Origin of the sequence: Chryseobacterium sp. (genome assembly GCF_008014695.1) — a bacterium.
Taxonomy (GTDB): domain Bacteria; phylum Bacteroidota; class Bacteroidia; order Flavobacteriales; family Weeksellaceae; genus Kaistella.
In genome coordinates this window covers 296,618-310,367 of sequence record NZ_VOXE01000004.1, presented here as the reverse complement: position 1 = coordinate 310,367, position 13,750 = coordinate 296,618, and the positions used below count along the sequence as shown (strand labels likewise).

Genomic DNA, 13,750 nt, shown 5'->3' with positions numbered 1-13,750 from the left:
CCAAAAAACTGATTTAAAATAAGTAAATTTTATGGATTAAACTTCAGCGGTGTTTTTACATTCTTGTAACTGTCAAGATCTGCCTTCAGTGAACCAACGAGCAAATCCGCTTTTATGGATAGTGGAACATGGTTTATATCATTGCTTACCCACATCGTCACACTTTCGTCATCTTTAAAAACCCTTCCGCTTTTTACCGACGGAATTATTTTGAGGGTATTGATCATCCCGAATTTCGTTTTCAGCAATTCGGTTCCGGTGACTTTCAACTGAAAAGGAAAAAGTTCATCATCAATCCAAATATTCATGTTAATGATGCTTCCAACTTTCAACTGACTCTGCGGAAGGGAGCGCAAATAGTAAAATGCAGAGAGCATGTCCTGAATGCCCTTCACCGATTTAATGACTTTGGAGCCATTCGCCGGAGTTTTTTTATCGGTTAAGATCAAGGTCTGATTGGAATGATTGAAAACCGTCTGGAAATGTTGGCTGTAGCCGCCTTCTTTCACGTTTCTGACATAGTAACTAGGAAGGCCGGTTTGGTAATTGATAAAACTTTCATACACATCTTCCACTTTAAAAAAAGCCCGAACAGCACCTGTTGTGCGGCCGATTCCTTTCACATAAAAATGAGGAACTCCCTGATAATTAGTCTTTAAAGTGGTAAGCGAAGCCGTTCCCGCATTAAAAACCCCGTAATGGATCCGGTAGTTCAGCACTTCACCAGACTGTATAATATCTAATTTTTGAGAAAATCCGAGTGCAAAAAAAAGGACACCCAAAATGCTTAATATCTTTTTCATAGACTTGTTTTTACAAAAAATCTGCCACAAATATAAAACATTGATTTTACAGCGGTTTCAAATGATTTTTGTCATTCCTATGCGATTCGCTGTTCTTTTATTTTTCTTAAATTTGCAGAACTAATTTTCTAAAATTCTCATTAATGATTACTACCGATATATTGATAATAGGAGCAGGACCTACCGGACTTTTTTCCGTTTTTGAAGCAGGTTTACTGAAGATGAAATGCCATCTGATCGATGCCCTTCCACAAGCTGGAGGTCAGTTGACCGAACTCTATCCTAAAAAACCTATTTTCGATATTCCCGGTTTTCCTTCCATTAATGCAGGAGAGTTGGTTGATAATTTAATGGAACAGATCAAACAGTTCCAGCCCGGATTTACATTGGGCGAAACCGCGCAGACTTTAACAAAGCTTGAAGACGGAACTTTTGAAGTCATCACGAATAAAGGAACGGTTCATCACGCGAAAGCAGTAGCGATTGCAGGTGGTTTGGGAACTTTTGAACCCAGAAAGCCCACCATTGAAAATATTGCCGACTATGAAGAAAAAGGAGTTGAATATTTCATCAAAGAACCTGAACATTTTCGCAACAAAAAAGTAGTGATTGCCGGAGGAGGCGATTCTGCGCTGGACTGGAGTATTTTTCTTTCCGATATTGCGAGCGAAGTGACTTTGATTCACCGCAGAAATGAATTCCGCGGGGCGCTGGATTCTGTTGAAAAAGTCCAGGCATTGAAGGACCAAGGAAAAATCCATTTGGTGACGCCTGCAGAAGTAACAGGAATTAAAGGCGACGGTAAAGTTTCTGCCATTACCATTGAAAAAGACGGCGTAACCTCCGACCTTGAAACCGATTATTTCATCCCACTTTTCGGTCTTACTCCCAAACTCGGAGATTTGGCCAACTGGGGCCTGAATATTGAAAAAAATGCGATCGTTGTAAACAATGCGCTGGATTATCAGACCAATATTCCTGGCGTTTATGCGATAGGCGATATCAATACGTACCCGGGAAAACTGAAACTGATTCTGTGCGGTTTTCATGAAGCGACTTTGATGTGTCAGAGTGTGTACAACATGCTGAATCCTGGGAAAAGATATGTGCTGAAATATACCACAGTGAGCGGCGTCGACGGTTTCGACGGCAGCAGGAAGGAAGCGGAAAAAGCGGTGGTAAAAAAAATCGATTAATACTTAGAAGCAGCAGCCAAGATCTAAAGTCAAGAATTTCATTAAAGTAGAGCGATAAAGCTAAGTAATGCAGGATATTAACTTAAAAATTACCGACAGAAACGGCGAAATCCATGAAGTGGTGGCGCCCACCGATATGTCGATGAATCTGATGGAAGTCATCCGTTCCTACGAGTTGGCCGACGAAGGTACGATCGGTGTATGTGGCGGAATGGCGATGTGTGCTTCCTGTCAGGTTTATGTGTTGGAAGGTTCGGAGAAACTCGTGGAAATGGGCGACGAAGAAGATGCAATGCTCGCGGAAGCATTCCATGTTCAGGATCATTCGCGACTGGGTTGCCAGATTCATATTACCGAGGAAATCGACGGGCTGGAAGTGGCGATAGCGCCGTATCCTTAGGTTAGACTCGAGAGTCAAGAACCAAGAGCCAAGGAAAAAAGACAAAAGTAAGGAGTCAGATCAAAATTAACTGCTCTATAACAACAAAAAGTCCCGGAAATATTTTCCGGGACTTTTTCAATAGGAGTGGACTTTAGCCCGCTTTACAGAAAGGAATAACCGCCAACGATATTCCTTTAATTTCTTTTGAAATTTTCCTGTCTTCTTTTATTAAAATAATTGATACAAATTGTAGCCACAACAAAAACATTTGCCACCATTATAAACCACATCATTAAATACTTCGACTGAAAAACAGTCTCGGTAAATAAATCGGACATGGCCAGCAGATTGAGCGTAATGCCAATAACTGAAAGTGTTGAAAAAATAATTACTGTTTTTTTTGACGGGTTGTGCACCCAATTTTCTAACTTTTTCATGAAGATTATTTTAAGGAATTTTTTGTGATTTTAATTGTTCCCAATCTGGCTCCTTATACTTTTGCCTTGGCTCTTTTGTTCTTTTGTTCTTTCTCATACTCTTAAAACACCCCGAAATCCTCTGCCTGCATAATAAGAATCGGCACCGTTGTGGTAAATAAACACCGTTCCGAACCGGAAATCGCCGAAAATCGCGCCGCCCAGTTTGCGGATGTGTTCCGGCGTTTTCAGCCAGCTCGAAGTTTTTGCATCGAAATTCCCGAGGGTTTGAAGATAACGGTATTCTTCCTCTGTTATGAGTTCAGTTCCCATCTCAGCTGCTGCGTCCACCGCGTTGTTTTTCGGTTTGTTTTCTTTCCTTTTGTCGAGGGCGGTTTTGTCGTAACAGAAACTGCGTCTTTCTTTCGGACTTTCAGCAGCACAGTCGTAAAACAGGTATTCGCCCGATTTTTTATCGAAACCTACAACATCCGGTTCACCGCCGGATTCTTCCATTTTCTGCAGTGATTCAAGTTTTTTTGGATGGGCTTCGAGTTTTTCCTTAATTTCAGACCATTTCAGATCTTTGTGGCGCTGCATGTTTTCTTCAAAACGTGTTTGGAGAGTTTCGAGAAGTGATTGATCGTTATTGTTTGTTGCCATACGTTTGAAATTTACATTTTGATTAAAATATTGAACTAAGCGAAAGCATTTATTTTGAATCTATTCTGTTTTCTGGCCCTTAAAACCGCCAGAAAAAATCCAAAACACTCACGCATTTTGGATTCTGTTTATTAATATTACTTCTTTGGGATCTCCTTTAAAATCTCTTTTAAAAATTTCCAGAATTTCTGAGCCGATGGAATATTCGCTCTTTCTTCCGGTGAATGTGCGCCGCGGATCGTTGGTCCGAAACTTACCATTTCCATTTGCGGATAATTGGCACCGATGATGCCGCATTCCAGACCGGCGTGGCAAGCAACGACCGCCGGTTTTGCGCCGAAATCTTTTTCGTAAATACGCTCCATCAGTTTCACGATTTCTGAACCTGGTTTTGGTTTCCAGCCAGGATAAGAACCACTAAATTCCACTTTCATTCCGGCCAGTTCAAATACCGATTTCAACTGTTCAGCAACCGCATATTTTGTGGATTCCACTGAAGAACGGGAGAGATTTAAAATTTTCAGTCCGCCTTCTTTCAGTTCCACACGCGCTACGTTGTTGGAGGTTTCCACGAGGTCAGCCACATCCGGGCTCATTCGGTAAACACCGTTGTGTGCTGATTTCAGCGCCAGAATTATTTTTCTGGAATCCTCTTCAGAAATTGCCTGATCGGCAGTGGAAAATGTTTCGATATTGATGTGAAGATCCTTTTCAACCGCTGCAAATTCTTCAAGAATGGCATTTTTCAGTTCAATGGCTTTTTCCATAAACTCCGCTTCATTCCTTACCGAAATCACAGCATTTGCTTCGCGCGGAATGGCATTTCTGAGTCCGCCCCCGTCAATGGAAATAAGCTGAAGATTCTGTCCGGAAATTCCGGTGTACAGCAGCCTGCCGAGAATGATATTTGAATTTCCGAAGCCTTTGTGAATATCCATTCCGGAGTGACCGCCCTGCAAACCTTTCACTTCAATTTTAACGGTCTGACCGTTTGCTGTTTGCAACGGATAGTTTTGGGAAGCAGTGACGTCGATTCCTCCTGCGCAACCGATATCGATCTCATCATCTTCTTCAGTGTCAAGATTCAGAAGAAGTTCTCCCTGCAGTTGTCCGGGTTTCAAACCCATAGCGCCGGTCATTCCTGTTTCTTCATCAATAGTAAAAAGTGCTTCCAAAGCAGGATGTGGAATATCATTACTTTCCAGAATGCTCATGATGGCGGCTACTCCAAGACCATTGTCGGCGCCAAGAGTCGTTCCTTTTGCTTTCACCCAGTCGCCATCAACTTCCATTTGGATTCCCTGTGTTGCGAAATCGAAATTTACATCGCTGTTTTTTTGATGAACCATATCTAAATGCGACTGCAGTATGATGGATTTACGGTCTTCCATGCCTGAAGTAGCGGGTTTTTTAATGATCACGTTTCCAACTTCATCAACAGTCGTTTCAAGACCGAGGTTTTCGCCGAAATTTTTAATGAATGCTATTACTTTTTCTTCTTTTTTTGAAGGTCTTGGTACAGCGTTGAGGGCTGCAAAGTTTTTCCAGATGAGCTGGGGCTCTAATTGGGTTAATTCCATTTCATTTTATTTAATTCAAATTTACAAATAAAAAATGCTCCCGAAAAACGAAAGCATTTTTTTAGTAAGAAGTATCAACTTTATTTATCCTCTTTCTTTTTCAAGAAGTACCATCATCAGGAAGCTTAAGACCACCAGCGATTCATCCTCATCATTAATGTCGATCAAACGGTCGAGCTGGAAGCGTCTTCCGAAAAGTGAAGGCATTTTTTTGAGCCGGAAGTATTCTTTCCCTGCAGTGTCTTTTACGGTGTAAGACGGATTGAGGAAATATCCGGTAAACATTCCCACAACAGGAATTTCACCTATGACTCCATCAAGAACCTTGATCCAGCCATTGTCTTCATTAATCTGAAATTTTGTCTTGCCATTTTCGTCAGCGATATCATACTGGGATTTCCATAAAGACCGCATACCGCGGCGCGACAGATTTCCGAAACTTTTGCCGCTTTCCTGATCCGTGATGGAGTAGGAGGCGTTGAAATCGATCCACTGGTTGGCTTTAATCCTGAAAAGTTCCTTTGATTTGCTTTCGTCGTTAAAAACAATGACGTCTTCTTTCAGTTTAAACATTTTCTGGCGAACATAGGCCACGTAATTTCCGTTTTTATCGGTGATGTTGAAGTCGCTGGAAAGCGTAGAGATCTTGAATTTAAAATAGAGCGGATAATTGAGGTTTTGCAGATTCATAAGGCTATTTTTCTCAAAGATAATAAAAGGGGCGAAACTTGCACTTTGAAATTTTAAATTTTATTTTTGTGAAATGGATTATCCGAGTAAGGTTTTGGCAAAAGCAGTGGAAGAAATTTCGGGACTTCCGGGCATTGGGAAAAAGTCTGCATTGAGGCTTGCTCTGCACCTCCTGAAACAGCCCGACAGTCAGGCAGTCGCGTTGGGTGATGCGCTGAAAAAGCTCGTTACCGAAATCAAATATTGCAGGGACTGCCACAACTTTTCTGACTCTGAAATCTGTGAGATATGCTCCAATCCGAAAAGGAATGAGGAAATTCTGTGCGTGGTGGAAGATGTTCGCGACGTGATGGCGATTGAAAATACCGGAAAGTTTCGCGGAAAATATCTGGTTTTGGGCGGTAAGATTTCTCCGATGGAAGGAATCGGACCGAACCAGCTGAATATTTCCTCCATCCAGAAAAAACTCGACGAAGGAACCACCAAAGAACTGATTTTCGCGCTAAGTGCCACGATGGAAGGCGACACGACTGCTTATTATATTTATAAGAAATTTAAAAATTCGGAGGTGAGTTTTTCAACGATTGCGCGCGGGATTTCGGTGGGCGATGAACTGGAATATGCGGATGAGATTTCGCTCGGCCGCTCCATCCAGAACCGGCTGCCGTATAACGAAAAGGATTAGCTTTACACTATCTGTATTTTAACCTTAATTTTTAAAGAATTTGTACCCATTGATCTCAGTAATTGTTCCTGTTTATAATGCTGAAAACAGTATTGAAAGAGCGTTGGATTCAATCAGTAGTCAAACCTGGGCGGGAGATTTTGAAATTATCGTCATCAATGACGGTTCCACCGACCGAAGCTCAGAAATCATTGAGCAATACCGTCAAGATAATCCGCAGATGAATATTGTATTTAAAGATCAGGACAACGGCGGGGTCTCAAAAGCAAGAAATGCAGGTTTAAGAATTGCAAAAGGTGAATACATTGCATTACTTGATGCCGATGATGAATGGTTGCCCCAAAAAACCCAAAAACAGATGGATTATCTGGAAAATATAGACTGTGATATAGACTTTTTGGCAACGGCCCGGAATAACAGAATTCTTTTCCCTTACACCATTAAAAATAATGTTGCAGAAATAACATTTCGAAAACTGCTGATCAGAAATGAAGCACAAACTCCCACAGTGATTTTTAAGAGAAAGATTCTGGAAAATACAGGGTTTTTTGATGAGCAGCAGAGATATGCGGAGGACCTGAATTACTGGTTGAGAATTTCGCTGAAGAACAAAATGTATATTTTACACGAAAATCTGGTCTTTGCCGGGCAGGGGAAGAGAACATTTGGCGTTTCCGGTTTGTCTGCAAACCTTCCTGAGATGGAAAGAGGATTTCAGAAGAATTTACGGGAGATGCTTTTGATGAAAAGGATAAATACCGCTGAGTTCGTTGGCTATTATCTTTTTTACAAATTTAAATTTATTGTGAGGCTGCTGCGGGACAGATTTTTAAAATTACAGGGCAGATAAATTATGCGGTATAAGTGCTATCAAATGAAGGAAAGATTTTCTGAAATCAATAATTTAAACGGAAAAAGAATACTGTTTCTGGCTCCCCATTTTTTCGGTTACGAAAAAGCCATCGCCAATCGGCTTCGCGAACTTGGAGCAGAAGTGGATTTCTATAACGAAAGACCTTCCGATTCGGTGTGGGCCAAAGGAATGGTACGGGTCAAAAGCAGCTTTTATCAAAATACAATTAAAAGATACTACGAGAAAATTCTGCGACAGATTTCCGGCAAAAAATATGATTATTTCCTTTTGATCAAAGGCGAAACGGTGCCGCACCTTTTTCTGGAAAAACTCAGTGAGCTCAGCCCTTTAACCGTCAGAATCTTCTGTTCTTATGATCCTGTTTTTGAATATCCCGGAGTTCCGGAACTCTATCCGTATTTCAATAAAGTTTTCACTTTTGAACCATCAGATGCCAGAAAATACGGGCTCCATTTCCGCCCGAATTTTTTTTTGAATGAGTATAAACGTTCAGAAATTCCCGAAAAGCCCAAATATGATATTGCTTTTATTGGCAGCGCTCATACGGATCGGTATTTGGTCGGAGAAAAAATCAGGAGCTTTGCTCAGAAACTGAATCTCAAGACTTTTTTTTACTATTATGCTCCTGGTAGAGCAGCCTTTGTCCTGAAGAAGATTTTCGATAAAAATTTAGAACAGTTCAACATGCAAAAACTCAGTTTTAAAAAGCTGACCCACCATCAAATCGCGGAAATTTACAGCAGTTCTTTCTCGGTTCTGGAAATCAATAAACCGTTTCAGCTCGGTCTTACGATGAGGCCTTTCGAAACACTTGCCGCAGGAAAAAAATTAATCACCACCAACGCCGATATTAAAAATTATCCGTTTTACAGCGCTGAAAATATTCTTATTCTTGATCGAAAGAATGTAGATATCGATGAAGAGTTTTTCAAAAGTGGATTTAAGGATATTGATTCCGATACATTGGAAATGATGACGCTGGATTCATGGATTCACTGTGTTTTTTTTCAGGATCAGGACGATTATTGGGGATTGAATTCACGAAATTTTGAAGAAATATTTAAATGACAATATTCTTTAAAATTCCTGAGTATTATCTAAATTATTGTATGATAAGTGATTAAGAAGGAAATTTAAAAAATTTTAAAAAAGCGATTCCCGAAATTTAAACACGCTTTTATTACGCAATTTTTATTTATATTCGCGTTTATGAAAAATTTCCTTAAAAATAATGTTAGTTTGGAGTCACTGACCACTATTTTCAGCCAGGCTCCAGTAGCGTTAGGAATGCTGATGGGAGAAGATTTTACAATAGAAGTGGCAAACCGGCAGATATTGGAATTATGGGGAAAAGGAGAAGATATTATCGGCCTGCCTTTACTGGAGGCACTGCCCGAAATACGTGATCAGGAATTCCCAAACATCCTAAGAGAAGTTTATCAAACCGGTACGCCTTTCAACGGGAGTAAAGTACTTGGGATGATCGAGAAAAACGGAACACTGCATAAATGTTATTTCAACTTCATTTATGCGCCGATATATGGCGACACCGGAATTACAGGCATCAGTGTTGTCGCAACGGATGTCACGCAACAGGTGGAGTACGAAAAAAAACTGCGCGAAAGTGAACTGCGATTTAAGGAACTTTTAGAAATTTCAGATTATGCGACCGCTATTTACAGGGGAGAAGAGTTGGTTATAGAGTTTGCCAATGAGCAAATGATTAAGACCTGGGGCAAAGACCAAAGTGTTATTGGTAAAAAACTGGACGAGGCACTTCCTGAACTTCAGGGTCAGCCTTTCATTGATATTTTAAAAAATATTTTTATAACGGGTATTCCTTACATCGCTCAAGAGGACCGCGTGGATCTGTTTATAGACGGCATTCTTCAGACCTATTATTACAGTTTTTCTTACAAGCCGCTTCGTGATGACGATGGAGAGATTTATGCCATCATGAATGTGGCCATGGATGTTACCGAATTGGTAAACTCCCGAAAAAAAGCCCAGAACAGCGAATCTGAATACAAACATCTTGCTGAGGCAATGCCTCAGATCGTCTGGACAACTACTGCCGATGGAAAGTTTGATTATTATAACAAAAATCTGATGAATCTGCTGAACTGCACAGAAGAGGAAGTGCGTGAGTTTAACTTTGAAAAAATTATTCATCCCGAAGATATCATCAATCTCCGAAAAATATGGACAGAAGCTGCGGAAACTCAAAAAACATTTACGATGGAATATCGTATTCTGGATTACCGTACTGATGAATACATCTGGTTTTTGACCCGTGCCACACCGGTGATTGAAGACGGAGTGATTATGAAATGGATTGGAACCAGCACCAACATCAATGAGTTTAAAAATTTGGTCAACCAAAAAGATACTTTTTTAGGAATAGCAAGTCATGAGCTTAAAACACCGCTAACGTCGCTTAAACTTTATGCTCAGGTACTGGAAAGAATGCTGAAGAAATCCGGTGATGACAAAAATGCTGAATTTGCAAAAAAAATGGATCAACAAGTTATAAAACTTACCTCCCTTATCGGTGATCTTTTGGATGTCACCAAAATTAACGCTGGAAAAATCCACCTGAATCAGAATCATTTTGAATTTTCGCAACTTGTAAAAGAGACAGTTGAAGAACAGCAGATGTCTACTGCCCACAGTATTGAACTGAATATCGAAAAAGGAGGTACGGTTTTTGCAGACAGAGACCGTATAAGCCAGGTGATCACCAATTTAATTTCCAATGCCATTAAATATTCTCCGGAAGCCGGCAAAATAATAGTGGAAACAAAAAGTACCGACAGTGAAGTTACTTTTATGGTGAAAGATTTCGGAATTGGAATGCCTGAAGAGAAGAAAGATAAAGTCTTCGAACAATATTACCGCGTGAGTGGAGACGAAGAAAGTACATTTCCCGGTTTAGGTTTAGGATTATATATCGCTTCACAGATCATTGACCGGTCTGAAGGAAAAATTTGGGTAGACAGTGTATTGGGCAAGGGTTCTACCTTCTGCTTTTCATTGCCCAGCGTTCAAATTTAATATCTAAAAAATGAATTCAAAAAATATAGTAATTGTTGATGACGATGTTGCCATTCTGGATTCCTTAGGAGTCATGCTTGATTTTGAAGGCTTCCAAGTTAATGCCTTTGAAAGAGGATCAGAGATTTTCACGTATGTGGAATCGGTTTCCAAACCTGACATCATCCTTCTGGATATGTGGCTTTCAGGAGAAGATGGACGAGAAATCTGTAAAAGACTAAAAGAAAATGAAGTTACAAGAAATATTCCGGTAATCATGATGTCCGCAAGCCGTGGTCTTGAAGATACTGCTATACAATCGGGGGCGAATGCGTTTATTTCAAAACCTTTTGAGATAGATGAGGTGGTAAATAAACTCAATCAGCTAACCGCTTAAAATAAAAAGACAAACTGAAAAGTTTGTCTTTTTATTTATATGCTATGTTAAACTAGATCCGAACAACTTCAAAATTAAATGATGTGGAGAAATTCAACTGAAAGTTGGAATTCAGGCGGTATTTCATTTTTTTTGAAATTTCGCTAAGTGTATTAAAAATAACAGTGTTTGGAAGACTGTCCGCAACCAGAATCTTATTGTTGATTTTAATCCCGCTGTCATCACAACGAATAAACTCCAGATCTTTACCGGAATGCAGAGCTTCTAAAAACTTAAGATCTTCTAACGAAAGTATATTTTCTGACATGATTTCTGTTTAATGAGTATGGGATTTGCAATTATTGTGCCTTTATGTTTTGGGTTTACAAAATATTTTCCCGTAATGTTGATAAGGAGAAGAATGTGCTTTATATAGTATTTATGAAGGAACTTTAACTTTTATAAAAATAATTTTAGGCGTCAGAAAATGAATAGGGCTCAACATTTGTCGAGCCCTATCTATTTTAATTTTGAAATTCAATTATTTTCCTGCAGGAGCTGCCGGAGTCTGAACCGGAGCACTTGTGGAAGGCGTAACCGGAGCAGATTGCTGAACCGGAACCGGCTGAATTGGTGCTGTAGGTTTAGCCGTAAGAATAACACTTAACAAAATAAGCACTACAATAGTTGCTCCCAAAGTCCATGTAGCTTTTTCCATGAAATCATTGGTCCGCTGAACGCCAAACTGTGCAGACGAAGTTCCGCCGAAGGTTCCCGAAAGACCTCCGCCTTTAGGATTCTGAGCCATAATGATGATGATCAGTAAAATACTAGCAATCATGATAAGGATCATGAAGAGGGTAAAAATTGTACTCATTGTAACTGTTTCAGTTTGAATGGGCAAATTTAGCACAATTTCTCCGAATTGCAAAACTCAAGATGAATTAAATGAAAATAAAAAAACGGCAACTTTCGCTGCCGTTGATCATTGATGTTAGGATCAGTCTATTTGAAATCTGAATCTGTCGCCTGGTTGATCTGATAAGATTTTACCGTGAAATCCACATCCATTCCGCCCATGTTCTGGGAGATTTTATATGGAAGCTGTACACCGGAAACATCTTTGTAATCAGAGAAACTTGTTGGAACAGCCATCTCGCCCTGCGGACCTTTCTGCATTTTAACTTCTCCAAGTTTCATTCCTGTTTTTACACTGTAGTAATAGGTGTTCTTTTCACCTTTCACCACATATGCATCTTCATTTGCGAATTTTTCAATTCCTGCAAGTTTATATTCAGGTGATTTTGCGAAATTCAATTCCGGGAACAGTTCTGTAGATTTAGCCAGTTCTTTCTTAGCGTCATCTGGTAACGGCATTTTCTGACCCTGTGCTTCCATAGATCCTTCTTTACCATCAAAAACGATTTTTTGGAAGGAGTTGCCCATCATTTTAATTTCCATTCTCATTTTTCCTCCTTTCGCCTGAATCATATTCATGTCCAGATCCATACCCTGAACTTTCGCTGAAGCGTCAGTTGTAATTGAGTTTACTTTCTGCACTGCAGCCAAACCTCCAATTGCCGCGATGTATTTATCAGCAACAGTAGCCAAAGTTACATTGGCGTCAATTTTTTGGGTAGAAGGTTTTGCAGCGGGATTTGCATCTTTATCATAGTACGTTACCGGGTAACCCAATTTTTCCAGTCCTTCAGAAATATCTGCAGCTTTTCCTGCCACAAAAATTCTGGTTTGGTTAGGCATAATGGTTGATTTTACCGCTTCCGAAACGTCTGCAGCAGTTACTTTATCGATTGATTTCAGGTAATTGGTGTAAAAATCTGCTGGTAAATTCTGTACTTTTTCGTTTACTGCAAATCTGGCAATGGTTTCAGGTCTTTCCAGGGAACGGATGAAATCGCCTTTCAGTTTTGCTTTCGCATTGGCAAGTTCGTCTGGTTTTACGGTTGAAATTCCTTTCACTTCATTCATGAATTCCTTCACCGCTTTGTCGGTTACTTCATTTCTCACACTTGCATTGGCAGAAAAACTAGGGGAGTATTTGCTTGCGCTCATGTTGGAATAGGCTCCGTAAGTAAATCCGTTTTTCTCGCGCAGATTCATGAAGAGTCTGGCTTCACCACCTCCGCCTAAAATATAGTTCGCAATCACGGAAGGGAAATACTGAGGATTGTTCATCTTCAGATTGTTGATATTTCCTACAGATACTACTGACTGTACTGCTGTTGGAACATCCACAACATTGATTTCAGTTTTGGCAACATTTGAAGCCGGTTCCAGGGGTGCAAACTGTGTATTCGATTTTTTCCATCCGGAAAAAGCCTTTTCAATCAGCTTTTTTGCATCATTGAATTTTACATCTCCCACTACCACCAAATAAGCATTGTCTGGTGCGTAATATTTGTTGTAGATATTCTGCACATCTGCCAACTGGATATTTTTAATTGTAGCTTCGGTTTCAAATTCGCCTCTGGAGGTGTTTTTTCCGTAAGTCAATGCATTGGAAACACGGTCTGCAATTGAACTTGCATTTTTTTCATCCGCTTTCAGTCCTTCAATCATTCTGTCTTTGGAATTCTGAACTTCAGTCGCTGAAAATTTAGGATTAACGATTGCATCTGCCATCAGTCCCAAAACCTGTGGAAAATATTTAGATAGAGTGTTTGCACTGGCTCCGGCTGAGGAGAAACCAAGATTTGCGCCCAAGAAATCAATTTTTTGGTTAAACTGTTCCTTGGTCATTGTAGTGGTACCGTTCCCAAGCTGGTCGGCCATAATCTGGCTTACTCCAACTATTTTTCCTTCATAATAAGGAGGTCGGTCCATGGATAGACTTACATTTACTCTTGGCAATTTATTGTTTTCCACCACCATTACGGTAAGCCCGTTCTTCATGGTGAAAGTTTTTGGTTTTGCGATATTGATCGTAGGAGTTGGGCCGGGTTTCGGCATTTCGTCCTTATTGATCTTCTGCGCAGAAAGCATTCCTGAAACTAAAAATGCTGCCGCGATATATTTAAAATTGTATTTCATG

The 13,750-nt window shown here is 40.1% G+C and carries 15 protein-coding genes; 7 read left to right on the top strand and 8 right to left on the bottom strand.

Annotated elements, in window-relative coordinates; genetic code table 11:
- Positions 1-29: 29 nt before the first annotated feature.
- The gene (locus tag FUA25_RS12370) at positions 30-803 is read right to left on the bottom strand and encodes a DUF3108 domain-containing protein (RefSeq protein ID WP_147757228.1); all 774 of its coding nucleotides are present in this window, start codon (positions 801-803) and stop codon (positions 30-32) included.
- A 143-nt stretch (positions 804-946) separates the two neighbouring features.
- On the opposite strand from FUA25_RS12370, the gene FUA25_RS12365 reads away from it, so the two are divergent.
- Both FUA25_RS12365 and FUA25_RS12360 read left to right on the top strand, forming a co-directional pair.
- Complete coding sequence (locus FUA25_RS12365; RefSeq protein ID WP_147757227.1) at positions 947-1,999, top strand: NAD(P)/FAD-dependent oxidoreductase; 1,053 nt, start codon at positions 947-949, stop codon at positions 1,997-1,999.
- Between the two features lie 67 nt (positions 2,000-2,066).
- Positions 2,067-2,399, top strand: a complete 333-nt coding sequence (locus FUA25_RS12360; RefSeq protein WP_147757226.1) for a 2Fe-2S iron-sulfur cluster-binding protein — start codon at positions 2,067-2,069, stop codon at positions 2,397-2,399.
- 176 nt (positions 2,400-2,575) lie between these two features.
- Here the strand turns inward: FUA25_RS12360 and FUA25_RS12355 are convergent, their stop codons facing one another.
- The 4 genes from FUA25_RS12355 to FUA25_RS12340 all read right to left on the bottom strand — a co-directional run bounded on the left by FUA25_RS12355 (position 2,576) and on the right by FUA25_RS12340 (position 5,730).
- Positions 2,576-2,818, bottom strand: a complete 243-nt coding sequence (locus FUA25_RS12355) for a hypothetical protein (RefSeq protein ID WP_147757225.1) — start codon at positions 2,816-2,818, stop codon at positions 2,576-2,578.
- Positions 2,819-2,911: 93 nt separating this feature from the next.
- Positions 2,912-3,460, bottom strand: a complete 549-nt coding sequence (locus FUA25_RS12350; RefSeq protein ID WP_147757224.1) for a DUF4256 domain-containing protein — start codon at positions 3,458-3,460, stop codon at positions 2,912-2,914.
- A gap of 137 nt (positions 3,461-3,597) precedes the next feature.
- Positions 3,598-5,040, bottom strand: coding sequence for an aminoacyl-histidine dipeptidase (locus tag FUA25_RS12345; RefSeq protein WP_147757223.1), 1,443 nt, complete (start codon positions 5,038-5,040; stop codon positions 3,598-3,600).
- An 84-nt stretch (positions 5,041-5,124) separates the two neighbouring features.
- Entirely contained in the window at positions 5,125-5,730 is a 606-nt protein-coding gene (locus FUA25_RS12340) for a hypothetical protein (RefSeq protein WP_147757222.1), read from the bottom strand.
- 73 nt (positions 5,731-5,803) lie between these two features.
- Here FUA25_RS12340 and recR point away from each other — a divergent pair, with 73 nt between their 5' ends.
- From recR to FUA25_RS12315, 5 genes are all read left to right on the top strand, one after another.
- The gene (gene recR / locus FUA25_RS12335; protein ID WP_147757221.1) at positions 5,804-6,415 is read left to right on the top strand and encodes a recombination mediator RecR; all 612 of its coding nucleotides are present in this window, start codon (positions 5,804-5,806) and stop codon (positions 6,413-6,415) included.
- A gap of 49 nt (positions 6,416-6,464) precedes the next feature.
- A complete protein-coding gene (locus tag FUA25_RS12330) occupies positions 6,465-7,265 on the top strand; it encodes a glycosyltransferase family 2 protein (protein ID WP_185146709.1) in 801 nt (266 codons plus the stop codon).
- Between the two features lie 24 nt (positions 7,266-7,289).
- Positions 7,290-8,357, top strand: coding sequence for a hypothetical protein (locus FUA25_RS12325; protein WP_147757219.1), 1,068 nt, complete (start codon positions 7,290-7,292; stop codon positions 8,355-8,357).
- A 141-nt stretch (positions 8,358-8,498) separates the two neighbouring features.
- Positions 8,499-10,343: a PAS domain-containing sensor histidine kinase gene (locus FUA25_RS12320; RefSeq protein ID WP_147757218.1), complete on the top strand. Its 1,845-nt coding sequence runs from the start codon at positions 8,499-8,501 to the stop codon at positions 10,341-10,343.
- A gap of 10 nt (positions 10,344-10,353) precedes the next feature.
- A complete protein-coding gene (locus FUA25_RS12315; protein ID WP_147757217.1) occupies positions 10,354-10,719 on the top strand; it encodes a PleD family two-component system response regulator in 366 nt (121 codons plus the stop codon).
- Between the two features lie 52 nt (positions 10,720-10,771).
- Here the strand turns inward: FUA25_RS12315 and FUA25_RS12310 are convergent, their stop codons facing one another.
- From FUA25_RS12310 to FUA25_RS12300, 3 genes are all read right to left on the bottom strand, one after another.
- Positions 10,772-11,026: a hypothetical protein gene (locus tag FUA25_RS12310; RefSeq protein WP_147757216.1), complete on the bottom strand. Its 255-nt coding sequence runs from the start codon at positions 11,024-11,026 to the stop codon at positions 10,772-10,774.
- A gap of 213 nt (positions 11,027-11,239) precedes the next feature.
- On the bottom strand, positions 11,240-11,575 hold the full coding sequence (gene secG, locus FUA25_RS12305; protein ID WP_147757215.1) for a preprotein translocase subunit SecG: 336 nt from the start codon (positions 11,573-11,575) through the stop codon (positions 11,240-11,242).
- A 128-nt stretch (positions 11,576-11,703) separates the two neighbouring features.
- A complete protein-coding gene (locus tag FUA25_RS12300; RefSeq protein WP_147757214.1) occupies positions 11,704-13,749 on the bottom strand; it encodes a M16 family metallopeptidase in 2,046 nt (681 codons plus the stop codon).
- Between the last annotated feature and the right edge of the window lies 1 nt (position 13,750).

Coding starts and splice junctions, on each gene's coding strand:
- recR (WP_147757221.1), top strand. CDS start 5,804: ATGGATTATCCGAGTAAGGTTTTGGCAAAAGCAGTGGAAGAAATTTCG.
- FUA25_RS12360 (WP_147757226.1), top strand. CDS start 2,067: ATGCAGGATATTAACTTAAAAATTACCGACAGAAACGGCGAAATCCAT.
- FUA25_RS12310 (WP_147757216.1), bottom strand. CDS start 11,026: ATGTCAGAAAATATACTTTCGTTAGAAGATCTTAAGTTTTTAGAAGCT.
- FUA25_RS12370 (WP_147757228.1), bottom strand. CDS start 803: ATGAAAAAGATATTAAGCATTTTGGGTGTCCTTTTTTTTGCACTCGGA.
- FUA25_RS12300 (WP_147757214.1), bottom strand. CDS start 13,749: ATGAAATACAATTTTAAATATATCGCGGCAGCATTTTTAGTTTCAGGA.
- FUA25_RS12315 (WP_147757217.1), top strand. CDS start 10,354: ATGAATTCAAAAAATATAGTAATTGTTGATGACGATGTTGCCATTCTG.
- FUA25_RS12365 (WP_147757227.1), top strand. CDS start 947: ATGATTACTACCGATATATTGATAATAGGAGCAGGACCTACCGGACTT.
- FUA25_RS12345 (WP_147757223.1), bottom strand. CDS start 5,040: ATGGAATTAACCCAATTAGAGCCCCAGCTCATCTGGAAAAACTTTGCA.
- FUA25_RS12325 (WP_147757219.1), top strand. CDS start 7,290: ATGAAGGAAAGATTTTCTGAAATCAATAATTTAAACGGAAAAAGAATA.
- FUA25_RS12320 (WP_147757218.1), top strand. CDS start 8,499: ATGAAAAATTTCCTTAAAAATAATGTTAGTTTGGAGTCACTGACCACT.
- FUA25_RS12350 (WP_147757224.1), bottom strand. CDS start 3,460: ATGGCAACAAACAATAACGATCAATCACTTCTCGAAACTCTCCAAACA.
- secG (WP_147757215.1), bottom strand. CDS start 11,575: ATGAGTACAATTTTTACCCTCTTCATGATCCTTATCATGATTGCTAGT.
- FUA25_RS12355 (WP_147757225.1), bottom strand. CDS start 2,818: ATGAAAAAGTTAGAAAATTGGGTGCACAACCCGTCAAAAAAAACAGTA.
- FUA25_RS12340 (WP_147757222.1), bottom strand. CDS start 5,730: ATGAATCTGCAAAACCTCAATTATCCGCTCTATTTTAAATTCAAGATC.